Source organism: Paraburkholderia kirstenboschensis (assembly GCF_032806925.1).
Lineage (GTDB): Bacteria > Pseudomonadota > Gammaproteobacteria > Burkholderiales > Burkholderiaceae > Paraburkholderia > Paraburkholderia kirstenboschensis.
Map to the genome: position 1 here is coordinate 1,868,556 of NZ_CP136513.1, position 25,272 is coordinate 1,893,827.

Genomic DNA, 25,272 nt, shown 5'->3' on the forward strand with positions numbered 1-25,272 from the left:
CCTCGCCGCGCTGTTACTTCAGTTGCGCCGCGGCCTTGCGGGCGAAATCGTTGGTATAGGTCGCGTTCAGGTCGATCTTTTTAGGATCGAGCCGGTTGTCGAACGACGCCAACGCGCGCAACGAAGTCGCCGGACCGTCGGCGGGCATCAGGCCATCCGGCGAATAGGCGTCGCGCACATTGTGGAAAGCCTCGACATAGAGCGAGGAGTCGTTGAGCAGATATGCCGGCGGCACCATCTTCAGCAGATCGGCATCGCTCGCGGTCTGCAGCCAATGATCAGCGCGCACGATGGCATTGGCGAGCGCCTGCGTCGTCTTTGGATATTTCTGAATGAAACTCTCCGACGCATAGAGCGTGGCCGCCGGCATCGTTCCGCCGAACACGTCCTCGGTGCCCTTCACGGTGCGCGTGTCCACGAGCACCTTGATCGCGCCGCTGCGCGTGAGCTTCGTCATCATCGGGTCGACGTTGGATAGCGCGTCGATCTGACCGTTGCTCACCGCCGCGAGCACCGTTGCGCCGCTGCCTACACCGATCGCCGCAATGTCGCTTCTTTGCACGCCGGCCTTGCGTAGAGCGACGGTCAGCACGAGATCGGTCGATGACCCCGGCGCGCTCACGCCGACCCTTGCGCCTTTGAAATCCGCGAGCGTCTTGATCTTGTCCGCCTTCGACGTCAATACGGCGACGACAATCTGCGGCGCGCGGCCCATCAACGCAATGGCCCGGTAGCGTTGCCCCTTCGCCTGCATGAAGAGCGTGTGCTCGAATGCCCCGGCGCCGATATCCGCGCTGCCGCCCACCACCGCTTCGAGTGCTTTGGAGCCGCCCGCGAAGTCTTCGAGCGTGACCTCGAGACCCTCGTCCTTGAAATAGCCCAACTGCTGCGCCGTTAGCACCGGCAAATAGTAAAGACCTGGCAGACCGCCAACGGCCATTGTCAGCGCCGGCTTTTCAGGGACGTCTTTCGCGGACGCCACGCCGTGCAGTGCGACAACGGCGAACATCGCGGCGCAAACGGCGGCTCGCCGCATCCAGTGGTTGGGCATTTGACGTCTCCTTTTTGTATGTTCTCGTTCAATCTGTTGCCGGGCCGCCCCTTGTGGGGTTATCGGCTAGGCTTTGCGGCAGAGACCGCCTGAGGATTGTCGTCGCCCGGCTGGAGGCGCGCCATGCGCCCAAACCCGAATGACCAGGCGCGGGCGCGCGAATCCGCCGCGCCGCGCGCGGACTTCCGGGCAACAAGCTACGAGAAGGATCGGTGCGAGTCAGTTATTGCGGACGCGGCGCCGGCCGAGGCCAGGGGTGCGGTTGGGGCTGCGGTTGCGGTGCGACACCACCGCCGCCGGCGGGGAACTGGATATACGGCGCGACGACGATCGGCACAGACGAATTCGGCGCCAGTTCGGTGGGCGTAGCGATGGGTTGTGCTTCGACGATGGGTTGCCGCGATAGCGGCGCTGTCTGCAGGACGGTGCCGCTCTGCCCGTCGCTGATCCCATTCTGCGAGTCGAGGATCACAGGTTTGCGGCTATTGCTCGACGCAGCAGACACGCTCGACACGGCGCAGGCCGTGGCAAACAAAACTGCAACGGCGGCCAGAGAGGGTTTGAACGAATGGATCGAAGACATGGGGCGGACCGGTTGAGCCGGGAAGGCCGGATTGCGCTGAAAACGCTTTACCTTACCGCGACGCGGGCTTTGTAGCTAGTCGATATTCGCCATCTCAAGTTTTTCGACGCCTCGCGGACACGTGGCGCCAGATGTGACAAAGCCCCGCAAGGACGGGGCTCACACTTAACAGCTACTGCTGAACTACGCTGGCGGCATGAGACGTGCGCCGATGAAACTTACAGCGAATAGCCGTTGGCTTCGAGCGAGCGGATGCGCTGTTCGAGCTGGACGATATCCGACGACGAAGCCAGATATGCTTCACGGCGGTCGCGCTCTGCAGTTTCAAACCAGGTGCTCAGCTTTTCAAGGACGTATGCAAACATGATGTTCTCCAAGGATCAGATTGAATCCCCGGTGGATTGGGCATCAGGGATTTCCCGTAAAAGGGTTAACCCGGATTATATGCCGATGGTGCAACCGCGCCAGTGAAATGCTCGCATGATGTGCATTCCAATTTGGAATGCTGCACATAGTCAGTGCATGAAATGTATTGATTTAATTGGAGAGCCGCACGGCCGGTAGACCAAAAAGTCCATTATAGACCGACGTTATGCACAAATCAGGTGCATACAGCAACGGGTCGCGACCCGCCGCCCTACGGGTTGACGCTCGCCCTCGAAAACCCCTTGCAAGCGCCCCCGCTCTGCGGTGAAACCATGCCTGCGTCCGCGAGCCCCTCGATGATCGGACACTCCGGACGGTCGTCGCCGTGACAATGGTCGGCAAGGTGCGCCAGTGTGTCGCGCATATCGGTGAGTTCGGCGATGCGTCGATCGAGTTCGGCCACGTGGTCCAGCGCGATTGCCTTCACTTCGGCGCTCGCGCGCGAGCGGTCGTGCCACAGCGCGAGCAGCCGACGGATGTCTTCCACGAGGAAGCCGAGCCGACGCGCCTGGCGAATGAAGCGCAGTGAATGCACCTCCTGCGGACCGTAGACGCGATAGCCGGCAGTCGTACGGGATTTTGCCGCGAGCAAACCGACGCTTTCGTAGTAGCGAATCATTTTCGCCGTGACGCCCGACGCGCGGGCCGCTTCACCAATGTTCATCACTGTTTCCCCACTGAGTGCGTCGATCGTACACCTTCCCATGATGGGAAGGTCAGCTACTTAAATCTGGTCGGGGAGGCATAATTCAATCATCTCAACCGTCATTTCCCCGAGGCACTTCCGATGAAAACCGAATTCCAGGTTGAAGGCATGAGCTGCCAGCATTGCGTGGCGGCAGTCACCAACGCTATCCGCGAGCACGACGATGCTGCGCAAGTGCAGGTGGATCTCGCGGCGGGCCGGGTCGCGGTCGAGTCGACGCAATCTGTCGACGCATTGAAGGCCGCCATCGACGAGGCCGGCTACACGGTCAAAGGCGTGTCGTCCGACGCGGCGCGCTAGGGAGAATGCGGATCATGTTCAAGGTCGCTGTCATAGGAGCTTCTGGCCTGCTCGGTCGCGCTGTCGTCGACGAACTGGCGGCTCAGCCGGCCTGGCAAGTCGTCGGCACCGCCTTCAGCCGGCCAGCGCCGAACACCGTCGCGCTCGACGTCCGCGATCCGCGGGCAATCGAACAGTTTGTCGAGCGCGAAGCGCCGGATGCGCTCGTGATTGCCGCCGCTGAGCGTCGGCCCGACGTGTGCGAGCGTCAACCGGAACTGGCCCGCGCGCTCAATGTGGATGCCGTGCGCGCGATCGCCGTCGCCGCGCATCGGCGCGGCGCGTGGACGCTGTCCATTTCCACCGATTACGTTTTCGACGGCACTCATCCGCCCTATCAGCCAGATTCCGCACCGGCGCCGCTCAATGCATATGGGCGCAGCAAGCTGGACGGCGAGCAGGCATTGACCGACACGACCGACCTGGGCTGTGTGCTGCGCTTGCCGCTGCTGTATGGGCCGATTGTCGATTGGGCGGAATCCGCCGTGACGAGTCTCGTGCCGGCCATTGCCGCGTCGGCATCGGTGCAGGGCAAAGCGGCCAACATGGACGCATGGGCGATCCGCTATCCGACCTTCACGCCGGACGTCGCGTTCGTGATCCGGCAGATGCTCGAGCGTCACGCCGCGGGCAACGCAATTCGCGGCATTGTCCAATGGTCGGGCGACGAACCGATGACCAAGTACGAGATCGCCATGCGCCTCGGGCGAGCGCTGCAACTCGACGCGCGGCTCGTGCCGCAACACGCGCCGACCGATGCGACGCCGCGTCCGCACAATTGCCACCTGGCCTCGGACCGGCTGGAGCAACTCGGGATCGACCGCCGCACGCCGTTCGATACGGCGATACGCCAGGTGTTGGCCGCGTTTCCGTGGCGCGGCGATACGTCCGCCTGAAGCGGATCGCGATTTTGTTCTCTGCAGGCATGCGGTCAACGTTGAGGGCCGCTCGAAGCGCACAATCCTCTCAGCAAAAATCCCTGCTAACGGAATGCAGGCCGCCCAGCAGATGCGACATATCGACGAGCCGCTGTGCCACCAGATGCCGGACCTCACCCTGGCATTGCCATACTCCATAGACAGCCAGCAGCGACGCACTGAGCGCTTCCTTGCGTTGCTTCTCGAGCAGGCTTGGCCACACGATGACGTTCACGTTGCCCGTTTCGTCTTCGATCGTCACGAATACCACGCCTTTCGCGGTGCCGGGACGCTGCCGCACGGTGACAAGACCGCAGCCTCGCGCAAGCCGGCCGTCGCGATAAGTGCGCAGCGTCGCAGCCGGCATCAACCGGTTTGCCAGCAACTGCGGGCGCAAAAGTTCCAGCGGATGGCGGCCGAGCGTCAGACCCACTGAGCGGTAGTCCGCCACGATGTCGTGTGCTTCGGAGGGCGCGCCGAGTTCGGGCGTTTCATCCTCGACGGCCGCGACTGCGAGCATGTCCTTGTCGGGCACGGCAGCGACCGACTGCCACAGCGCCTCGCGCCGGTTGCCGGCAAGCGAGACCAGCGCATTGGCGTCCGCCAGGATATGCAGGTCCCGGCGATCGAGCGCCGCGCGACGCGCGAGGTCTTTCGCGCTTGCGAACGGACGCACCGCACGCGCATTCTCAATCCGCTCTGCCGTGCCTTCCTTCATGCCACGCAGCAGCGACAGACCCAGGCGCACCGCAGGCCGTCCGGCATCCTCAATACGCTCAAGAGACGAGTTCCACCCACTGATGGTCACATCGACTGGCAGTACGCTGACACCATGCCGCTGCGCATCCTGCACGAGTTGCGAAGGCGAGTAGAAGCCCATGGGCTGGCTGTTGAGCATCGCTGCCAGAAATGCCTCGGGCTCATGGCATTTGAGCCAGCTGCTCGCATACACGAGCAGCGCGAAACTCGCGGCATGACTCTCCGGAAAACCATATTCGCCAAAACCTTTTATCTGCTCGAAGATGGCTTCCGCAAACGCAAGGTCATAGCCCCGCTCCTGCATGCCGAGCACAATGCGGTCATAGTATTTGCCGAGACCACCCTTGCGTTTCCACGCCGCCATCGCGCGCCGCAACTGGTCGGCTTCGCCCGCCGTGAAACCCGCGGCGAGAATCGCGACCTGCATCACCTGCTCCTGGAAAATCGGCACGCCGAGCGTGCGGCCCAGTGCGGTCTTCAAATCGTCGCTCGGATAGGTGACCGGCTCAAAGCCCTGGCGACGGCGCAGATAAGGATGAACCGCACCACCCTGAATCGGACCCGGCCGCACGATGGCCACTTCGATCACCAGGTCGTAGAACGTTCGGGGCCGCATGCGCGGCAACATCGACATCTGTGCGCGCGACTCAATCTGGAAGACGCCCACCGTGTCGGCGGCGGAAATCATGTCGTACGTTGCATCGTCTTCTGAGGGAATGTCCTGCATCTCGAAGCGCTCGCCGCGCTGCTCCGACACGAGGTCGAGCGTGCGCCGAATGGCCGACAGCATGCCGAGCGCGAGCACGTCGATCTTGAGCAGCCCCAGCGATTCGAGGTCGTCCTTGTCCCATTGGATGACGCTGCGCTCTGCCATCGCGGCGTTCTCAACGGGGACGAGGCGCGTGAGCTTGCCACGGCTGATGACGAACCCGCCCGAGTGCTGCGACAGATGCCGCGGAAAACCATACAGTTGCGCGGCGAGCGTGGCCCACGCGCGGATGAGCGGCGTTTGCGGGTTCAGCCCGCATTCCTCGAAGCGCTTCAGCAGGTCCGCACTGTTATCGAACCAGTGATGCGACTTGGCGACCGCATCGACTATCTGCATATCGACGCCGAGCGCCTTACCCGTTTCGCGCAAGACGCCACGCGCACGATACGTCGAGACCGCCGCGGCAATCGCCGCGCGGTCGCGACCGTACTTGCGATAGATGTACTGAATCACTTCTTCGCGCCGCTGATGCTCGAAGTCGACGTCGATATCAGGCGGCTCCCCGCGCTCTTTCGAGATGAAGCGCTCGAAAAGCATGTTGCCGCGCGCGGGGTCCACTTCCGTCACGCCGAGGCAATAGCAGACTGCCGAATTGGCCGCCGACCCGCGTCCCTGACACAGGATGTGCTGACTCCGCGCAAAGCGGACCAGGTCGTAGACCGTCAGGAAATACGGCTCATACTGCAGGTCGGCAATCAGATCGAGCTCGTGCTCGATCTGCTCCTGCACGTGGTGCGGAATGCCTGACGGAAAGCGCCGCTGCGCGCCGATGTACGTCTCCTGCCGGAGATAGGCGGTCGGCGTGAAGCCGGGCGGTATCAGTTCGTCGGGATACTCGTAGCGCAGTTCGTCGAGCGAGAAGGTGCAGCGCGCGGCAATGTCGACGGTCGCGGCGAGCGCCTCCGGCGGATACAGATTGGCCAGCCGCAGCCGCGAGCGCAGGTGCTGCTCCGCATTCGGCGCAAGCTCGTATCCGCATTCATGAACCGGCTTGCCGACGCGAATGGCGGTTATCGTGTCCTGCAGCGGTTTTCTTGAACGCACGTGCATGACCACTTCGCCGAGTGCGACCACCGGCACGTCCCGGTTGCGCGCGACGAATTCGACCGCGCCGCGGTGAATGTCGTCCATCGCCCGCTGATGGAGCACCAGGCCAACCCACGCGCGTGCGGGAAACGTCTCGTCCAGCCATTCGACCTGAGCATCGAGCACATCCTCTTTTGCCGGGAAGGTCGGCACGAGAATGGCCAGGCAGTCCGGTAGGCCCAGCAGGTGGCGGTATTCCTTCTCCGGTCGCGACAGATCCTGCGGCGTGAGCCGGTATTCGCCCTTCGGCGCGCGTGTGCGTGCCAGCGTGATGAGTTCGGACAGATTGCCGTAGCCCTCGCGATTTTTCGCCAGCAGGATGAGCCCGAATGCCGGCGAGCCATCGGCGTTCACCAGACGAAAGTAGGAGCCGACGATAAACGGCAGCTTCGCTTCTTTCGCCGCGACGTGCGCGCGCACCACACCGGCAAGCGAGCACTCGTCGGTAATGGCAAGCGCCGAGTAGCCCAGTTGCGCGGCGCGCTCAGCGAGTTCCTCGGCGTGCGACGCGCCACGCAGAAACGAAAAATTGGAGAGGCAGAAAAGCTCGGCATACGCCGGCAGCATGCTGAAGGTGGTGTCCATAGCGCGTCATCCGAAAAGGCCATGAAGGAACCACCGCTGATCTTCTTCGGCGTCGCGGCTGCTGACACGTTCGCGGTAAATCCAGTAGCAGCTCTGGTCGTCGGCCTGAGCGACGAAGTAGTCGCGCGTCACGAGTTCGCCGTCGAACCAGCCTGCTTCGATACGCTCGCCCGGCGACACCATGCGCAGCGGCGAGCCATAGAACGGACGATGCTGGCGCATGATTAAGCGCACCGGCGTATCGAGCATCCACGTGGGCCTCGGCAAACCTTCCGGTATGACTGCGGGCTTCACCGGTTGCGTCACCGGCACCCAGCAGTTGGCGACTTCCGGCCGATGGTCGGGGCTCGGCGCGGGCCGCAGCACGTTCTCGTCACCCAGCCGGGCGACCAGCAGTTCGAGCAGCCGTGCATGATCTTCCTTCGAGCCGCCGGGCTCGGGAAAAAGCGTGTCGGAAGCCGGCACAGCGGACTCCACTTTCGAGGCATCCAGACGCAATGCGATAACCGGCGCGGTGAGTTCGATGCGATGCAGGCGCTCCTTCAGCAGCCTCACCAGGTGTTCTTCGCGCCACGTTGGCTCGCCGAGAGCAATGTCGATGGTGGTGGGTTCGATGGCGTCGCGCCCCCGCTCGTGCTCCAGCAACAAACGTATTGCGGTGACCGCGAACTGCTTTGCGCAGAGCCAGCCGCACAACTGCACGATAAGCCGATGCGCGCCGAACACGGCGCCGTCCGCATGTTCGAGCCGGTCCGGCATTTCGATGCGCGCGGAAAACGTGGGCGGCAGTTCGAGCCAGTCGAAGAGTTCCGGCGCGGTGCCAAATGCGCGGTCGAGCGAATCGAGCAGATGTTCGCCGCAGCGCCGCTGCAACCCGGCGCGCGGCAGCCGGCGGATGTCGGCGATGGTTTCGCAGCCGAGCCCCGCGAACCAGTCGGCGAACTCACGCACCTCGGGGACCGCGACCATTGGCAGCGCGGCGAGCCGCTGTTCGAGCGTGGACAGCTTCAGCACGCGCCGTGCGCCCCGCCCCTTCGCATATCGCGCCAGCAGCCACGCGCCCTGGCCGGTCGGCGCGGCGCTCACGCGCGCGGTGAGACCGAGCGTGGCAAGCAGCGCCTTCGCCTCGCGGCACAGCGCAAGCAGTCCGCCAAAGAGGCGCAGGCTCGCGCCTATTTCCACGACGACAGTCGCTTCATCGAGCAGCGCGACTTCGGGCGAAAAGCGCATTAGCGCCATGCCGACTTCGCGTTGTGCGGACTGCTCGCGGGCGAAGTCGCGTTCGTGCATGTCTGTCTCCGGCGACAGCGTGAGAACGCCACCGCGTTTCATGCCGAGCCGCACTCCGGCCGCGCGCGCGACGCTGTCCGCAATCACGACCTTGTCCTTCTCGAGCACGACACTGCCGTGAGCGGGCTCAGGCGACCACTTCGGTCTGAAAACTTCGAGCGGCAACTTCGGCAGGTGAACGGCGAGGAAGACGCGCATGTCGTGACAGCAAAACAGGAGTGGGTTGAAGGGGAATCGACAGGGGCTCCGCGCGCGTGGGCCCTCGTCGTTTCACGATGTCGACGGTCAGGCCGTCGGCAGATGGTTTGAGCGCCAGCCGCAACAGCGCCGGCGACGCGTCCTGAGCGCTCGCGAGCGGCCGCACCATGACGAAAAGCGTCTCCGACGACTGCGCCGCCAGATGCAGGCGCCGAAGTGACGAAGCCTGCGCATACTGCGCCCAGAAAATCAGCGCGCCGCAACTGCCGGCACGCAGAATCTGTTCTGCCGACCAGAGCGCGTCCGCCGTTTTCTGCGCCTTGACGCGCAGCACCTGCTCAAGCGACAGGCCGATGTAGCTGAGCCCGAGGCCGTCCGGTGTATGCGGGGGCTGGACGAACGCGATGGGCCGGTTGCCCGCGGCACTGAGTGCGGGTCGTAGCAGCCGCAGCTCGCCTACACCCGGCTGCTGCACGAGCAGGTCGACCAGTGCGCCCACCGGCCAGCCGCCACCCGGCAGTTCAGCCGATAGCGCCGGGTAGCCGGTGTCGACCACCCGCCCCCGACCGCGCGCAAGCTGGGACGCCCGCCACAGGGACGGGTGTATCGCTTCGGGCGGTGGAGAAGACGCGGTCATAAACGAAAATACCTGTATGGATGTACAGTATCCTACACGCATTTTCGCGACGGGGAACAGGCACTTTTTTCGGGAGCAAACGGAGGGACAGGTGTGGGCCCAGGCTCGTGGGCCATCCATTTCAAAGAAAACGCCATCAACGCGGGCACTTCCCGACGCACACCGTCATCGCGACGGTGTGCGGTCTGAATCCCAATGAAAGGACTCGAAGGATGCGATCATGAGCGCGTTGCGGCTGCGCTCATGACGCGTCGACGCGAACGAATGCGAGGACGTTCGAGCACCGTCAGCGCCTTCTCCGCGTTCAGGCGCTGTCGCCACATCACAAGCCCGCGCTTTGCCGATTGTCCAGCACCTGAACGAGCATCAGCAGAAGATGATTCACTGGCGTCGGAATGCCGAGCGCGCGTCCGCGACGCACGATGTGGCCGTTAAGATGATCGATTTCGCTGCGCCGGTTGCGCGCGACGTCTTGCGCTGTCGACGAATACTGTCCCGCCGGAATCGTGCTCATGATGCTTTGCACTGTAGCGTTCACATCGTCCGGCATGGCGACGCCGTCCGCACGCCCCACGGCAATGCACTCGGCGACGATATCGCGCATGGCTGTTTCCACGCCCGCGCCGCCCAGCCGGCGCAACTCGCCTAACGGCAACTGCACTAGCGCCGAGATAGCGTTGTATGCGCAGTTCAGTACGAGCTTCTCCCATAGCGCGCCGCGCACGTTGGGCGATAGCGCCGTCTGGATGCCGGCGGCATTGGCCACGCGCGCCATGCGCCCGGCGGCGTCGCCCGGTTCGACGATCAGTTCGCCGCGCCCGTGATGCCGCACGTGCCCCGGCCCGGCCATCTCACACGCGACATAGACCACCGCCGCGCAAACTTCCTGCGTCACGACGCTACGCACGCGCTCCGCGTTGTCGACGCCGTTTTGCAACGTGACGATCAGCGCATCGCCGCGAAGATGCGGTTTCATGGCAGCCGCGGCCGTCTCGGTGTCGGACGATTTCACGCACAAGAACACCAGTTCCGCGCCCGCGACGCCGCTCGCCTCCGTGCTCGCCGATACGGCAATCGCCTCGTCGAAAAACGGCGTCTGCAGACGCAGCCCTTCCCGCCCGATCGCGCGAACATGATCCGGCCGTCCGATCAGCACCACGTCGTGCCCGGCTCGCGCGAGCATTCCGCCATAAAAGCAACCCACGGCGCCAGCGCCCATCACTGCAACTTTCATTCACATCCTCGAAAGAGATTTATCAATGCCTTGCATCAACTTCGTTCTGTCCCGCACATGAAGCTCCAGCTACAACACGCGAAACTGCTCGCTTATTCCGCGAATTCGCGTGGGCGGTTTTCCATCTCGCGCTGCCTGAAGATCACGCTACTGCGAGAGGCAGCGTCAACCTTGCTTCGAGTCCGCCGTTACGGCGGTTTTCCAGTTGCAGTTCGCCGCGCATCGCGAGCGTGAGACGCCGCGCGAGCGTCAGGCCCAAGCCGGAATCCGGCGCTCGCGCTGCCGTGCGCGGCGCACGATACCAAGGCGCGAACACGGTTTCCATTTCGGCCGGCACGATACCGGGCCCTGAGTCGACCACTGCGAGTACCACGCGCCGTGCATCGACGCGCACGCACAAACGCACGGCGCTGTCATAGCGCAACGCGTTGTCGATCAGATTGACGAGCACGCAGCGCAGCGCATGCGGGCACGTCACAACCGGATAACCCACCTCGCCTTCGAGTTCTACCGAGCGGCCGGCGTCCCTGTAGTTTTATCGACGAGCGCGCCGAGCAGTCCATCCGCATCCAAGCACTGCAACGGTTGTCCCGCCCAGCATTGCATTCGCGCGCAAGCGAGGCTTGCCTCGACCAGTTCGCCCATCTCGGCGAGATCGCGCTCGATCGCGTCGCGCACTTCGCCGTCGTCGAGCCGCTCACACCGCAAAGCCATGCGTGTCAGCGGCGTGCGCAGGTCGTGCGCATAAGCTGCGAGCACGTCGAGCACCTGGGCGACGCGTTCGGCGTCGTAGCGCTGCGCGCCGTTGATCGCGCGTGCCAGACGCGCGACCGTGGGCGGCCCGAACTCGGCCAACGTTTGCGGCAACGTGTCCGTGCTGCTGCGCTGCTCGATCGTGGCGGCGAGGCGCGCGATGCTCGAACGCTGCTCGTACGCATACACCCACAGCGCCGCCGCGAGCAGCCCGAAGCCGGTCGCGAGGAGACAGGCGATCGGCAGAAGGTTGCTGTCGGCGCGGCACGGCCGCGTGTAGAGCATCGCCGCGTGCGCAGCGGGTGCGCTCATCGTGACGAATAGCGCGACGAGCAGCGCGACGAGCAGCGCGAACAGCGCGATCGCGCTCATACGCTGCGATTGCACGCCGGTGCGAATGGCGTGGATGGCCCGAGCGGTCCTCGCCGCATGACTGGGCGGGTTCGCGCGAACGATCCGAAACAAGGAGTATCTTGCCGCCCGGATGCGGATTCGCAGCACGGATTCCTGCAAGGCCTCGCGCGACACGGTCGAATGGATGAAGGTCATCGTCGTTCTCCTGGCGCCGCCACGTCGGACGGCATAGGAGAGATGAGATCATGCGGCGTAGCGTTCGCACCATCAAACGAGTGGTCGCCTACCCCCTACGAAGGTTTGCCCCCGCCATGCACTGGTGTCGCTTTTGCTAGTTTTGCTGGCCGTGTCCCAGCGCGCGGCGAATCCACGACTCGAATTCGTTCGCGTCGATGGGCTTCTCGATCACGCACAACGCGGAGCTGGCCCCTACCCGGGCGCGCGTGCGCGCGGAAATGTTTTCGCGAGCCGGTTTAATGCAAGCGCGTTTATCCCGGCACGGCCTGGATACACTGCGATACAAAACCGCAGTGAAGCGAGTCAGCCGGCTACCGTATTGAAATCACTGAACGACGGCCCGAGTGGCCGCACCCGCATTTCCGGATCGAGACGCACCCAAGGCAGATCCGCCGGATCGGCGGCCATGGGGCCCGGTGCTTTGGCGACGAGAATCGCCTCCGCGATTGCTTCGAAATCCGCGCGAAAATGTACGGAGCTCTTGTTGACCAGAATCTTCATTCGCTCGGGTTCAATGCCCGCCACGCGGAACAGATTGCGGTCGAAGACCTGCATTTTCACGGAGCTCACCGCGATCCGCACGCCTTCGATCCGCAAGCACGCGACCGGTCCCAACTCGCCTTCCATGCCGTTGAGCATTGGCCCGTCGAAACGGAAGCGTCCGTCCGACAGGTGCTCGACTTCAAACTCGGCTTCGAGCGGCGCATCGCCTTTCACGCCGGAACCGCCGCCGAGCCGCAGCGCAATGCGCGCCCCGACGCCCGCGCGATGTGCCGCGGCCGCCGCCTGCGCGTCCCAGATCACGCCGACTGCGGCATCCGTCGCGCCGTTACGCAACAGCGCGCGCACCATGCCCATGGTGTTCGAGTCGCCGCCCACGCCCGGGTTGTCCTGCGTATCCGCGATGATGACCGGGCGCGATGCGGATGCGCTCACGCGAATGGCTTCGAGCGCGGCTTCGTCGGGCGAGAGAAACGGCACGTCCCAGCGCGCTTCCTCGCCGACGATCCCGGCGAACAATGCGTCGGCGGCCTGCGTCGCCTCGTCTTCGTCGAACGAATAGGCCCAGATAGTCGGACCGCATTCGGGAAAGTCCGCCGCCGGGAAGCCGGGCGCGAACGATACCGATACGACCGGACGCTTCTCCAGCTCGGCGAGCATCCGGTACATGTCGTTCGCCGGCTCGACCAGCGTGCACATGCCGTTCACCGGAATCAGAAAAGGCACCCGGCGTACCGCGCAATGCAACGGGCGCTGCTCCCACATCAGGTCTTCGAGAATCCGCGCGGCGCGCTCGCCGGTTTCTGCCATGTCGACGTGTGGATACGTGCGGTACGCGACGAGCGCACTAGCATGAGCGAACATGCGGGCCGTGACGTTCGCATGCAGATCGAGCGATACGACCACGGGCATGCGATCGCCGACGATCCGCCGCACGCGTTCGAGCAACTCTCCCTCGCCGTCGTCGTGCTGCTCGGTCACCATTGCGCCGTGCAGGTCCAGATAGATCGCGTCGAAGCCGCCTTGCTCGACGGCAGCGATGATCTCGCCGCCGATCCGCTCGAATGCATCCGTGGTGACATGTGCGGACGCACTCGCGCCCGCCCAGATCACCAGCTTCAGTTCGCGGCCGTTCGCTTCCATGACCTTGATGAAGCCGCCGATCGGCACGTTGACGTCGCGCAGGCTGAACACATCTGCGCCGCGAACCATCGGCGGGAAGCCCTCGCCCTGGACGAAGCTCTCATAAGATGCCTTGGTCGGTGCGAACGTATTGGTTTCATGCTGGAAACCGGCGATAAGAATTTTCATGTGTTCACCTTGATGTGTTCCACTGCTGCGCGGATGCAAGACGCAGCATCGATAAATTAATTCGGATGCCTATTTGTTATGCCGCGATAGAGAGCGGTGACTTTCGCTTCAAGGCCGCTATTGCTGCTTCAACGTCAACTTACCTTTCAGGATCAGGATGGCGGCCAGCGCGGCGGCGCAAGCCATGACGAAGAGTCCCGCATGCATGCTGCCGGTCCCCGCCTTGGTCCAGCCGACCACCGCCGGCCCCCAGAATCCGCCGGACAGTCCAACGGTATTGATGAGCGCGATGCCGCCGGCCGCCGCCGTCCCTGCGACGAGTTGCGACGGGATCGCCCAGAACACCGTGTAGGCCATCCACAGGCACGCTGTGCCAAGCGTCAGTGCGAGAAGCGTGAGCGGCAGATTGCCGTCGGCAAAAATCGCGGCGATCAGACAGACCGCGGCGCCCAGCGCGGGAATCGCGCAGTGATAGCGGCGCTCGCCGAAGCGGTCAGAACTGCGGCCCGCGAGATACATGCAGACGGCGGCCGCCACGTACGGAATCGCCGTGTACCAGCCGAGGCGCACCGTGTCCGTCACGCCTTGCTCCTTGAGCAATGTGGGCAGCCAGAAACTGATCGCGTAGATCGGAAAGATGACGCTGAAGTAAGCCAGTGCGAGCACATACACTCGCGGGCTTTTCAGCACCGCCTTGAACGAATCCGCGCGATGCTGGGTCGGCGCGGTTTCGCCGTCGAGCAGCGCTTTTTCGCGGTCGTCGAGCCAGCGGGCGTCGGCGGGTCGATCGGATATCACGCGCAGCGTCAGCAGACCCAGCACGATGCACGGCAGCCCCTCGACGAGAAACATCCATTGCCAGCCGGCGAGGCCGCCGACGCCGGCAAGGCTCGTCATCAGCCACGCCGACACCGGTCCGCCGACAATGCCGCCCAGCGGTCCCGCGACGAACACCAGCGCAATGGCGCGCGCCATGCGTGCCGGTCCATACCAGCACGACAGGTAATAGATCATGCCCGGCGCGAAACCCGCTTCGAAGACGCCCAGCAAAAAGCGCATCGCGTAAAACGCCGGTACGCTTCGCACGAACAGCATGCACGCCGACGTGATACCCCACAGCACCAGAATGCGGCTGAACGTCTTGCGAGCGCCGACTTTCGGCAGCATCAGATTGCTCGGCAGTTCGAACAACACATAGCCGATGAAGAAAATGCCCGCCCCCACGCCGTATGCGGCGTCGGAGAAACCGAGGTCGGTCTGCATCTGCAATTTCGCAAAACCGACGTTGACGCGGTCGAGATACGCGAACATGTAGCAGGCCACCAGAAACGGCAGCAGCCGCCAGTTAAGCTTGCTGTAGAGCGCGGCGGCGGGATCGCCGGCGGCCGAGGGGTGGATTGCTGACATGGTTGTCTCCGGATGCCTTGCTGGCCCGTTGCAGGGGTTGAGTCGATGGTGGCAGCGCAAAAACGGACTAGCAAGAGCAACTAAGTTCACATATCGTTGTCTTATGGGCAACGCAGGGCTGTCTGAGTGGCATCCGGCGTTCGGAGCGATGAAATGCGAGAAATCAACCAGCAGCGGCTACGCTATTTCCACGAAGTGCTCAGTCACGGCACGATTCGCGGCGCCGCCGAACACATCAATACGTCGCCGTCCGTCATCACGCGGCAGATCAAACTGCTCGAAGACGAACTCGGTGCCGTGCTGTTCGAGCGCCAGGCGCGGGGCGTCAAGCCGACCGAAGCCGCCATGCATCTGCTCGAGTTCTGGCGCGGCTACCGCTCGCAACAGGAAAAGCTGGAAGACCAGCTGCACGCGCTAAAGGGTCTGCGCACCGGGCAGATTCAACTGGCCGTCAGCGAAGGTTTCGTCGACACCTTCGTCGACGACGTGCTGGCGCCGTTCTGCACGTGCTATCCTGGTCTCGAAGTCAGCATGACGATGCTGGCGGTAGACGCGATTCTCGACGAGGTCGCCGAGAATCGCGCCCACATCGGTCTCGCCTATAATCCACCGCCGCACGCGCGCATCGCGTATCGGGCGAGTTCCGCGCAGCCGGTTGTGTTGCTGCTGAGAAAGGACCATCCTCTGGTCAAGCGTGGCGGCCCGGCGAGTCTCGACGATCTGCAGGCTTATCCGCTCGCGCTCATGCCGTCTACGTTCGGCATCGGTCATGTCGTGTCGATGGCGCAGGTGGACGCGAACGTGTCGATCCGTCCCACTTTGACCACCAACTCGTTGAGCGCGCTCAAGCGCTTCGTAACGGCGGAGAATTTCATGACGTTGATCGGAGAATTCGCCGCGTACCGCGAACTCGCCAGCGACGAGTTCACCACCGTTCCGGTCGCCCATCCTCTCTTCGAAAGCGCACAGGCAAGAGTGCTGGTCAAAACCGACCGGCCGCTCGCCGCCGGGCCGCTCGAACTGTTGAAATGGATCGAGGAGCGCATGCCGATGTTCGCGCGCGCAAAAGCACAAAGGCACAGGCCGAAAAAACGCGAGTCCAGCCGCGCAAGCGACGGCTAGCCGCAGCACACCCAGCGAAACCTTGTTACTGACTTATCAGTCCACAACTACCAGGCTGAAAATATGGTGAGACCACGTGAATTCGATCGGGACGAAGCGCTGGATCGCGCCATGCGCGTGTTCTGGTCCAAGGGTTATTCCGCGACGTCCACGGACGACCTGCTCGCGGCAATGGAAATTGGCCGGCAGAGTCTGTACAACGCATTCGGCGACAAGCGCAAGCTCTATCTGGAAGCGCTCGACCGTTATCAGCAGCACAGCATCTCGGCGCACGTCGAGCGGCTCACACGCGGCGCGTCGGCGCTAGCCGGCATCAAGGCGATGTTGCTTGGCGTGATTGCCGCCGACGCCGCCGAGCGCGCAAACGGCTGCATGGGCGTCAACAGTGCCGCCGAATTCGGCGCGGGCGATGCCGATGTCGTCGCGATCCGCTCAGCGGGTGCGAAGCGCCTGAAGCAGCACCTGCTGGCTCGTATCGAGCAAGCGCAACGCGAGGGCGAGATCGATCCACGAATGGACGCGGAAGAAGTCGCGCTGTTCATCGGCAGCACCATGCAAAGCATTCAGTTGAATGCACGCGGAGGCATGACGCCGGCTGCGCTGCGGCGCCTTGCGAAATTCGCGGTCGAGCGGCTGGTCGTGCGTTCATAGCGCGGGCCACGTCGACGAAATCGCCCGCGCTCGTATCGTTCCTCGCGAACGGTGAAGCCACCTACATGACCGGCGCGAGTCTGACGATCGACGGCGCTTTGTCGCTCTGAAGCTCATTGCCCCGGCACGGCGTCGAAACGGAGAACGCCGCAACGTTCGAACGGGCCGCAGCGATGTTTTTGCATCGCTGCGGCCCGCCCTCCTGAACGACTCACACGCGTCTGGTGCGCACGCCGTCCCGGCTACGGCGCGAATCGCGTGAACACATAATCGCGATCCTTTACCTTCGCCGCGTGACACGCGATGCACGTCTCGTGCTGCGCCGCGTCCACCGGCTGCCCGTTGACGAAACGCCCGAAACCCCAGCCGCCCGTCGACGCATAACGGCGCGAGTCCTTGACCATCACCTGAACGGTAGTGGGCGCTCCGGGGATGGTCGCCGTCGCGAACTCGGGCGACTGCTTGCGCTTGTACGCAAGCTTGACCAGGATGGTGCCGTCGGGATACGGCAACGTCGACTTCTCGATTGCCCTGATCGCCACGGGATTGCCGAGCACCACGCGCAGTTCGTCGAGCGGCGCGGCTTCCTCCGCAGGCGCGATCATCTGCCACTTGCGGTAGCCTTCGGGAATCGTCACCCCGTAGATCGGCGACGGCGCGGACTTCGCGGGCTCCGCCAGCGCATGATTTGCCACCGCGCCAAGCAGAAGCGCCGCATTCAGCGCAACGTGTGCAAGCCGGATCTTTCGCATTGCGTGTCTCCCGTTCGTCCGCTCAGAAACGGGCGACGTCGATTCAATGAGTAGGCCAAACGCGCACGCAAGCAATACAAACATGCGGTTGCTTTCGGTGAGGCGCTGTCAACTTGGTGAGAGTGTGACGCAACGATGCGTAGTCGTATGAAGTGAGGCGTGCGCCGAATTGGTCACGCCTGGACCGGATCACCTAGTAGCTCACAACCACACCGCGCTCGAACAGCAAGTCCTCGACGTTGTGCCAGCTCAAGTGGACGCGGATGCGCGAGCGCGCTGCGCAACTGATAATGCCAGCTGAGAAACGACGACGGTCATAGAGCGATTTCGTTTTTTTCATAGAACAGTTTTACGCCGCGGATCAATTAACCTGACAATACCCCACCTGCCGCACCGCTCAAAAACCGAACGAAAGTTGTGTATAACGGGATACGTCTACCGACTGGCCAACTCCGTTGGCTGTGACGAGTGATGCGGTCGTCTTCGCAGTGCTACCCTTATCCGAGATAGCGGACAGAATGACGTGATCGTTGAAGCCAAGCCGGCACAGCAACTGACTCGATGCGGCAAGTCTTTCAGCTTGCTCTGTCGTGAGATTCAAGATGACATCCGCCAGCTTCCCCGAGATGCTCATGTTCGACATGCCCATTGCCTTATCTTTGCGCAACAGACGTTGCGCAAGCAACAAATACGACAGGTTGACGTTTTTGACCTCCGCCAGCATTTTCGATCACTCCCTCATGTATTGCCGCGCTTTAAGACAAGCGCTCAGAGCGCTTCTCGTCATTCGTCGCTCTCGCTGCCGCGTTTATGTTGACCTGCTGATTGTCAACACGCTAGCGTCATCCTGACGTTGCGCGAACTGCAAATGCGCACAGCTCCATTTCATGTCGTGGACTAAGCGAACAGGTGATGCACTGATTTCGCGCTTAGACCGGCTCGGCCGCAGTCCACCGAGTCCAGCCGGTTTGTCCACTTGCCTCGGCGACGCGCAAGGCGCGGGAACCATCGGCGAACGTCAGGCATTCAACGCGAAGACGCCGGTCTGCGGCAATATTGTTCGCGTGGACGTCGCCGCCTTCATGCCTGAAATGCAGCTTGCCTTCCTGCAAGAGTTCCAGCGGTGGCGGGTCTCCTGGGTGCGCACGCTTACGGTGCCACCGGTTCAGGAGTGTCGCGGCAATTTCGGCGTCGAACATGTAGCACTTTTCTCAGCGAGAGTTGGTAAGGATCCCAGCCCCCAGCAAGTAGCGGCCGTCTTAAAGCCTGCGATCACGATGGGACACCGCGCTCTCTTCATTCCATGCACCTGGTGCAACAACCATGCGTCGACGCCCTTGATCGCAATCGAACCGACAAGGCTCGCGGGTAATTGCAGCCACAGCAATTGAGCAAACGTTTGCCTTTCCATGTCCGGCCTGCCGCCGCGTATAAGTTAAATCCGCCTGTATTACGGCGTCCCGCCTCGACAATTGCATTGGGGCAAACCCTATGTTCGCCAACCGCCCACCCGGGGAGCGAGGCAGTACAGTCAGGTGCGCCAATCAGGTGCTGGCGTAGTCTTCCGGATGGCCCGACTCCGCCGGGCGATGTGCCGTGTCGGCTTTTTTTCGAGGCGCGACCGTATAAGCTGGCGGGTTGATATCACGGATGATCCGGATAACGCCCAATTACGACACTGACTGCCGCTCGCCAGGCGCGCACGGTCTTTAGTTCCAACTGCGCGGACCTTGGCTGCTCGAACAAAAGTCATACGGTGTGCGGTTAAAACGACGACTGGCTATGCAGCGTGATGGATATCTGCCCTGTCCGCGGGCAGTGCCCTGGCAGACTCCAGCATCCGCCTGTTCGCCTTCTCCACGACATGAAACGGAGCGGAGCGCATTTGCAGTTCATGCAGCGTCAGGAGGTCAGCCAGGAGGCTGCCATTGAGAGCGCGAACCTTAACAAAGCGGTGATGGACGTGCTTGAAGGAACGACGCCGGCGTTCGATAACCGGCGCGACAAATACCATCAGTAATTGAGTGCGAAGAATCGCGACCGTCATTCGCAGAACGTTGGATCTAGATATGTATAGAAAAACACGTCGCCCCGAACTGGTATTTAAAGATGCGTTGAGTGCCTTCATTGCGACGGAGGGTGAGTCGCTGTTAGCAGACGTCAGCGAGCGCCATACCTGCGGGCGTTTGTCGCTCTACCTGGAGCGCCAGCTCCAGGCAGATGGATTCTGCGGCTACTATGCCGACGTCGAATACAACCGCAAGCAGCAGGGCCAAGTGAAAACGATCATCAACGAACAACTGGAGGTCGTTCAAATCACGCCGGACATCATCGTCCACACTCGCGGAGAAAAGCCTCCACCGCACGACAATCTAATCGCCGTTGAGGTAAAGAAAGCGGCTAGACCGGAACGTGAGAAGAACGACGACCGAGCCCGGTTGAGAGCAATGACAACGACGCCGTATGAGGGCGTGTGGCCTTGGGACGGGTGTCACCCAGAGCACGTTTGCGGCTACGCGGTGGGTGTCTTTTTGGAGATTGACTTAAAGCGGCGACACCTCTACCTAGAATTCTTCAAGAAAGGTGCTCTGACCAAACAGAAACAACGCACATTCTGAACTGACCCAGCACAATTGTCGCAGCTATGCTCCTTTAAGATCGGTATCGAACGCGTGAAAATTATCCAATCAGGCACATCAAACACTTTATGCCCATATTTGGCGAAACCGCTGTCAGACGGCTTCGATACAAACAAAGAGCATATTCTGCCAGTCGCACTGGGTGCCCCAGAATCCTTCTTCATCGTCGCGTCGGCGTCGGAGAATACTCGACTGAACGATCTCGTTGATGCTCCCATGATTAATGACCCAGCTATTAAGATGCTTTCAGTCCTGGCGGAAGTCAAAACTCGGTCGGGCCGCAAAATAGCTAACATGCATGGCACGACAGCTTTTGGCGATGAGTTCATTGCGGACGTAACGAAAGATTCAGTGGCACTGCGATTCCGTAGCCCCGTCATCAAGGATGAGAAGACGGGCGAAATAATAGGCGTGAAGGGGTTCGGGGATAGCGTCTTTGAGGAAGCGAGGAAAATTAGCGACCGAATGATCTCGAGAGGCCGCGAAGTGCAAATTGGAGGACCTATAGTTATGCTGGAAGACAAGTCCCCCGTTGAGATGTCCATCGTAAGCGATCAGTCGCTCATGCGGCGTGAATCGATTAAAGCTGCCTACCTGCTTACTGTTAAAGCCTACGGCGACGCGGCGATAACTTCTAAAAGCGGTCAAATTTTCAGAGCAGCGATTGAAGCAGACACTGAGGAGGCACTGACTATGTCAGGCCTTCACTGGAGAAATCTGCCCGCTGATCACTACAAGCTCGAACCGGCGCTGAAAGCGAAGCACCACATGCTTTTCACTAGTTTGAAGGACGATTGGCTATTTTCTCAAGTCGTGCTATTCGGTGGAATATCGTTCGCGTTCTGGACTCCCCGAGATGATATCGATCAGAGCAACTGTTTCTATGGCAAGATTATTGACGCTTCTAGAGGACGCTTCATTAATCGACCGGAGGAACAGGAATAATACACATTCTCAGCCGCGACATGTCTCCCATTGACCGAGTTTCCATTTGTCTTTTTGTATTGCGATATTAGAGCACCGTCGCCTACTGTCTATTGACGTCTCGTCACAGCCACCATCAAGCGACGGTATTTCTGACGGTATACGAGCAGCTTTTCGCTACGCCGTTTATACAGGCTAAGCGTTTTCGGCCAGACTCAACATAATTGCGCGCTACGTGGAGCGAATGCTCAACGCACCGAAGTAGTTGCCGGAAACACCAACTGCAACGCCAGCAAGAGGTCCGCAACAACTCACGGCAACAACCGGAGTCCGCCGGCCACGCATGGGGCGATTGCGGCCCCTTGCCGCTTCCGGCCAGTTCATGCGTCTATCGTTTTGCCGAGCATATCAACGGCTGATGGCGCATCGCCAGTCGGCCAAACGGCATATGCCGTTCGGCGGAGGCGACTTGGGACCGTGCGTGGCGTAAAATACGCGCTTTCCCGAAAAACTCGCCAACATGACGCTCGCCTCCACTCCAGAGATCATCGCCGAACTCAAAGCCGGCCGCATGGTGATCCTCGTCGACGAAGAAGATCGCGAAAACGAGGGCGACCTCGTGCTCGCCGCCGAATTCGTCACGCCGGAAGCGATCAACTTCATGGCGCGCTACGGCCGCGGCCTCATCTGTCTCACGCTCACGCAGGAACGCTGCAAGCTGCTCAACCTGCCGCTCATGACTTACCGCAACGGCACGCAGTACGGAACCGCGTTCACCGTCAGCATCGAGGCGGCGGAAGGCGTGACGACCGGCATTTCGGCCGCCGACCGCGCCCGCACGATCGCTGCGGCGGTAGCGCCAGACGCGAAGGCGGAGCACATCGTGCAGCCGGGCCACGTGTTTCCGATCATGGCCCAGCCGGGCGGCGTACTCGTGCGCGCCGGCCACACGGAGGCGGGCTGCGACTTCACCGCGTTGGCAGGCCTCACGCCGGCTGCGGTGATCTGCGAAGTCATCAACGACGACGGCACCATGGCGCGCCTGCCCGACCTGATGGAGTTCGCAAAAGAGCACGATCTGAAGGTCGGCACGATCGCGGATCTGATCCACTATCGCAGCCGCACGGAGTCGATCGTCGAGCGCATTTGCGAGCGCACCATGCAGACGGCGCACGGCGCTTTCCGCGCGGTCATGTATCTTGACCAGCCGAGCGGCCAGCCGCACATCGCCCTCGTGCGCGGCACGCCGAACCCGGAACAGGACACACCCGTGCGCGTGCACGAGCCGCTGTCGGTGCTCGACCTGCTCGAAGTCGGCGAATCCACTCATTCGTGGACGCTCGACGCAGCCATGAAAGAGATCGCCTCGCGCGAAGTCGGCGTGATCGTGCTGCTCAATTGCGGCGACTCGAAAGAGCATCTGATCGACGTCTTCAAGGCGTTCGATTCGAAGGAAAGAGCGGACGCACTCAAGCGCCGGCCCGTCGACTTCAAGACCTACGGCATCGGCGCGCAGATTCTGCGCGAGCTGGGCGTCGGCAAAATGCAGGTGCTGTCGAACCCGCGCAAGCTGGGCAGCATGTCGGGTTACGGTCTCGAAGTCACCGGCTTCATACCCATGCCAGGCAGTGCCGCGCAGCCTCCGCAACAAGGCTGATCCGGTCATTTCACGCGCCTCGCGCTCACTCAAAAACACTACGGAATTCACATGGAAATCGGACAATACCAACCGAACCTCGACGGCGACGGACTGCGCATCGGCATCGTCCAGGCGCGTTTTAACGAACCCGTCTGCAATGGCCTCGCCGACTCGTGCATCGAAGAACTCGAACGCCTCGGCGTCACGGGCGAAGACGTGCTGCTCGTCACTGTGCCTGGCGCGCTTGAAATCCCGCTGGCGCTTCAGAAGCTTGCTGAGAGCGCGCAGTTCGACGCGCTGATCGCGCTCGGCGCGGTCATTCGCGGCGAAACGTACCACTTCGAACTGGTGTCGAACGAAAGCGGTGCGGGCATCACGCGCATCGGACTCGACTTCGGCATTCCTGTTGCAAACGCCGTGCTGACCACCGAGAACGACGAGCAAGCCGTGGCTCGCATGACCGAGAAAGGTCGTGACGCGGCGCGCGTGGCGGTCGAAATGGCGAACCTCGCGGTCGCGCTCGAACAACTCGGTGGCGACGAAGAAGAAGACGAAGAAGAGGAAGAGGCATGAAGAGCGCACGCCGACGCTCCCGCGAACTGGCCACGCAGGGGCTTTATCAGTGGCTGCTGTCGGGTTCGCCCGGCGGTGAGATCGACGCGCAACTGCGCGGCGCGCAGGGCTTCGACAAAGCGGACCATGAGCATCTGGACGCCGTTCTGCACGGTGTAATCCGCGATTCGGAGGCGCTGTCCGCCGATATCGCGCCGTGCCTCGACCGTCCGATCGAGCAGCTTTCGCCGGTCGAGCGCGCCGTCCTGCTCGTCGCCGCGTTTGAACTGAAGAATCACCTCGATATTCCTTATCGCGTGGTGATCAACGAAGCGGTGGAACTGGCCAAGACGTTTGGCGGCGCCGACGGCTACAAGTACGTGAATGGCGTGCTCGACAAGCTGGCGGCAAAGCTGCGCGTCGCGGAAATCGAAGCCGCTCGCAAGCGCTAGGCATGGCTGTGGCCGGCTCGTCAACACCGCGGCAACTCCGCGGCAATGCCGTCGCTATCCTGCGCGACATTGGCGCAACGGACCGCATTGCTTGTAATACGCCGCCGCGCGCATGAGAAACAGCGCGGTGCGCCGTCGCGCTTTCGCTTTTGAACTGGATTTAACCGTATGAACTCCGTGACCGAACCTCTTATGCGGCTCGCCGCACGCGTCGACTCCATCCAGCCGTTCTACGTGATGGAGCTGGCGAAAGAGGCCGCGCTTCTTGAGCGCGACGGGCGCGACATCATCCACATGGGAATCGGCGAGCCGGATTTCACCGCGCCCGAACCGGTCATCGAGGCAGCGGCGAACGCGCTGCGCCGCGGCGTCACGCAATACACCAGTGCGCTCGGCCTGCACGCACTGCGCGAGGCGATTTCGACGCACTACGCAGAGGTCTACGGCGTCAACGTGGATCCCGCCCGGATCGTGGTGACCGCGGGCGCGTCGGCAGCTTTGCTGCTGGCGTGCGCGGCATTGGTGGATCGCGACGACGAAGTGCTGATGCCGGACCCATGCTACCCGTGCAACCGCCATTTCGTGATCGCGGCCGAAGGCAAGCCGGTGATGGTGCCAAGCGGCCCTGCCGAGCGCTTCCAACTGACTGCCGCCGACGTCGAGCGGCTCTGGAACGAACACACGCGCGGCGTGCTGCTCGCGTCGCCGTCCAACCCGACCGGCACGTCCATCGAGCCGGCGGAACTCGAACGCATTGTCAAAGCGGTGCGCTCGCGTGGCGGCTTCACGATTGTCGACGAGATCTACCAGGGCTTGAGCTACAACACGAAGCCGGTGTCGGCCCTGTCCTATGGCGACGACGTCATCACGGTCAACAGCTTCTCGAAGTACTTCAACATGACGGGCTGGCGCCTCGGCTGGCTGGTAGTGCCGCCGGGCATGGTGAGTGCGTTCGAGAAACTGGCGCAGAATCTTTTCATCTGCGCGTCAGCCCTCGCCCAGCACGCGGCGCTCGCGTGCTTCGAACCGCAAACCATCGCCACGTACGAGGCGCGCCGTCTCGAGTTCAAACGCCGCCGCGACTTCATTGCGCCGGCGCTCGAATCGTTGGGCTTCACAGTGCCCGTCATGCCCGACGGCGCGTTCTACGTCTACGCCGACTGCCGCAGCGTCGCTCATCCTGCCGCTGGCGACAGCTCGGCACTGACGAAAGCGATGCTGCACGAAGCGGGCGTCGTGCTCGTACCAGGAATGGACTTCGGCAGCCACGCACCGAAACAATATATCCGGCTGTCGTACGCAACCGCCTATGAGAAGCTGGAAGAGGCCGTGGAGCGTTTGGCGCGGCTTTTCGGCCGAGGGCAGTAGGAGCACGAAGCGCAGCCGGGCTGGCGAGCG

Annotated in this window: 24 protein-coding genes and 1 pseudogene; 10 read left to right on the forward strand and 15 right to left on the reverse strand. The window is 62.3% G+C overall.

Annotated elements, in window-relative coordinates:
* Positions 1-13: 13 nt before the first annotated feature.
* The 4 genes from RW095_RS30945 to cueR all read right to left on the reverse strand — a co-directional run bounded on the left by RW095_RS30945 (position 14) and on the right by cueR (position 2,724).
* Entirely contained in the window at positions 14-1,051 is a 1,038-nt protein-coding gene (locus RW095_RS30945) for an ABC transporter substrate-binding protein (protein WP_317022496.1), read from the reverse strand.
* A gap of 223 nt (positions 1,052-1,274) precedes the next feature.
* Positions 1,275-1,634, reverse strand: a complete 360-nt coding sequence (locus tag RW095_RS30950; RefSeq protein WP_317022497.1) for a hypothetical protein — start codon at positions 1,632-1,634, stop codon at positions 1,275-1,277.
* Between the two features lie 218 nt (positions 1,635-1,852).
* The gene (locus RW095_RS30955; protein ID WP_020069992.1) at positions 1,853-1,999 is read right to left on the reverse strand and encodes a DUF3563 family protein; all 147 of its coding nucleotides are present in this window, start codon (positions 1,997-1,999) and stop codon (positions 1,853-1,855) included.
* Positions 2,000-2,271: 272 nt separating this feature from the next.
* On the reverse strand, positions 2,272-2,724 hold the full coding sequence (gene cueR / locus RW095_RS30960) for a Cu(I)-responsive transcriptional regulator (protein ID WP_317022498.1): 453 nt from the start codon (positions 2,722-2,724) through the stop codon (positions 2,272-2,274).
* 123 nt (positions 2,725-2,847) lie between these two features.
* Here cueR and RW095_RS30965 point away from each other — a divergent pair, with 123 nt between their 5' ends.
* Complete coding sequence (locus tag RW095_RS30965) at positions 2,848-3,066, forward strand: heavy-metal-associated domain-containing protein (protein WP_317022499.1); 219 nt, start codon at positions 2,848-2,850, stop codon at positions 3,064-3,066.
* 14 nt (positions 3,067-3,080) lie between these two features.
* Complete coding sequence (locus RW095_RS30970) at positions 3,081-4,001, forward strand: dTDP-4-dehydrorhamnose reductase family protein (RefSeq protein ID WP_317022500.1); 921 nt, start codon at positions 3,081-3,083, stop codon at positions 3,999-4,001.
* Between the two features lie 70 nt (positions 4,002-4,071).
* Here the strand turns inward: RW095_RS30970 and RW095_RS30975 are convergent, their stop codons facing one another.
* From RW095_RS30975 to RW095_RS31005, 7 genes and pseudogenes are all read right to left on the reverse strand, one after another.
* Positions 4,072-7,221 (reverse strand): error-prone DNA polymerase, encoded by a 3,150-nt coding sequence (locus tag RW095_RS30975; protein WP_317022501.1) that lies wholly within the window; start codon positions 7,219-7,221, stop codon positions 4,072-4,074.
* Between the two features lie 6 nt (positions 7,222-7,227).
* Positions 7,228-8,709, reverse strand: coding sequence for a Y-family DNA polymerase (locus tag RW095_RS30980; RefSeq protein ID WP_317022502.1), 1,482 nt, complete (start codon positions 8,707-8,709; stop codon positions 7,228-7,230).
* Positions 8,639-9,346, reverse strand: coding sequence for a translesion DNA synthesis-associated protein ImuA (gene imuA, locus RW095_RS30985; protein WP_128590946.1), 708 nt, complete (start codon positions 9,344-9,346; stop codon positions 8,639-8,641). Before imuA ends, RW095_RS30980 begins: the two co-directional genes overlap by 71 nt.
* Before the next feature lie 322 nt (positions 9,347-9,668).
* Positions 9,669-10,580 (reverse strand): ketopantoate reductase family protein, encoded by a 912-nt coding sequence (locus RW095_RS30990; RefSeq protein WP_317022503.1) that lies wholly within the window; start codon positions 10,578-10,580, stop codon positions 9,669-9,671.
* 142 nt (positions 10,581-10,722) lie between these two features.
* Positions 10,723-11,705: pseudogene (locus RW095_RS30995) on the reverse strand (sensor histidine kinase).
* Between the two features lie 522 nt (positions 11,706-12,227).
* Entirely contained in the window at positions 12,228-13,736 is a 1,509-nt protein-coding gene (locus RW095_RS31000; RefSeq protein ID WP_317022504.1) for a M81 family metallopeptidase, read from the reverse strand.
* Between the two features lie 117 nt (positions 13,737-13,853).
* Positions 13,854-15,143: an MFS transporter gene (locus RW095_RS31005; RefSeq protein ID WP_317022505.1), complete on the reverse strand. Its 1,290-nt coding sequence runs from the start codon at positions 15,141-15,143 to the stop codon at positions 13,854-13,856.
* 153 nt (positions 15,144-15,296) lie between these two features.
* Here RW095_RS31005 and RW095_RS31010 point away from each other — a divergent pair, with 153 nt between their 5' ends.
* A complete protein-coding gene (locus tag RW095_RS31010) occupies positions 15,297-16,265 on the forward strand; it encodes a LysR family transcriptional regulator (protein ID WP_317022506.1) in 969 nt (322 codons plus the stop codon).
* 63 nt (positions 16,266-16,328) lie between these two features.
* Positions 16,329-16,916, forward strand: coding sequence for a TetR/AcrR family transcriptional regulator (locus RW095_RS31015; protein WP_317022507.1), 588 nt, complete (start codon positions 16,329-16,331; stop codon positions 16,914-16,916).
* Between the two features lie 242 nt (positions 16,917-17,158).
* Here the strand turns inward: RW095_RS31015 and RW095_RS31020 are convergent, their stop codons facing one another.
* From RW095_RS31020 to RW095_RS31035, 4 genes are all read right to left on the reverse strand, one after another.
* Positions 17,159-17,668 carry a cytochrome P460 family protein gene (locus RW095_RS31020; protein ID WP_317022508.1) on the reverse strand — a complete coding sequence of 170 codons (510 nt, stop codon included), beginning with the start codon at positions 17,666-17,668 and terminating at the stop codon, positions 17,159-17,161.
* A gap of 397 nt (positions 17,669-18,065) precedes the next feature.
* Positions 18,066-18,392, reverse strand: coding sequence for a flagellar transcriptional regulator FlhD (locus tag RW095_RS31025; protein ID WP_317022509.1), 327 nt, complete (start codon positions 18,390-18,392; stop codon positions 18,066-18,068).
* Between the two features lie 205 nt (positions 18,393-18,597).
* Positions 18,598-18,867, reverse strand: a complete 270-nt coding sequence (locus RW095_RS31030; protein WP_317022510.1) for a hypothetical protein — start codon at positions 18,865-18,867, stop codon at positions 18,598-18,600.
* Between the two features lie 581 nt (positions 18,868-19,448).
* Complete coding sequence (locus RW095_RS31035; protein WP_317022511.1) at positions 19,449-19,715, reverse strand: hypothetical protein; 267 nt, start codon at positions 19,713-19,715, stop codon at positions 19,449-19,451.
* Between the two features lie 22 nt (positions 19,716-19,737).
* Between RW095_RS31035 and RW095_RS31040 the strand changes: the two genes are divergently transcribed.
* The 6 genes from RW095_RS31040 (at position 19,738) to RW095_RS31065 (ending at position 25,242) form a co-directional block, all read left to right on the forward strand.
* Positions 19,738-20,286: a hypothetical protein gene (locus RW095_RS31040; RefSeq protein ID WP_317022512.1), complete on the forward strand. Its 549-nt coding sequence runs from the start codon at positions 19,738-19,740 to the stop codon at positions 20,284-20,286.
* A gap of 54 nt (positions 20,287-20,340) precedes the next feature.
* Complete coding sequence (locus tag RW095_RS31045; protein WP_317022513.1) at positions 20,341-21,252, forward strand: hypothetical protein; 912 nt, start codon at positions 20,341-20,343, stop codon at positions 21,250-21,252.
* A 499-nt stretch (positions 21,253-21,751) separates the two neighbouring features.
* Positions 21,752-22,888 (forward strand): bifunctional 3,4-dihydroxy-2-butanone-4-phosphate synthase/GTP cyclohydrolase II, encoded by a 1,137-nt coding sequence (gene ribBA / locus RW095_RS31050; protein WP_317022514.1) that lies wholly within the window; start codon positions 21,752-21,754, stop codon positions 22,886-22,888.
* Between the two features lie 51 nt (positions 22,889-22,939).
* Complete coding sequence (gene ribH / locus RW095_RS31055; protein WP_020069066.1) at positions 22,940-23,443, forward strand: 6,7-dimethyl-8-ribityllumazine synthase; 504 nt, start codon at positions 22,940-22,942, stop codon at positions 23,441-23,443.
* On the forward strand, positions 23,440-23,874 hold the full coding sequence (gene nusB, locus RW095_RS31060) for a transcription antitermination factor NusB (protein ID WP_128585888.1): 435 nt from the start codon (positions 23,440-23,442) through the stop codon (positions 23,872-23,874). The genes ribH and nusB overlap by 4 nt, the downstream gene beginning before the upstream one ends.
* Positions 23,875-24,042: 168 nt before the next feature.
* Positions 24,043-25,242 carry a pyridoxal phosphate-dependent aminotransferase gene (locus RW095_RS31065; RefSeq protein WP_317022515.1) on the forward strand — a complete coding sequence of 400 codons (1,200 nt, stop codon included), beginning with the start codon at positions 24,043-24,045 and terminating at the stop codon, positions 25,240-25,242.
* Positions 25,243-25,272: the final 30 nt, after the last annotated feature.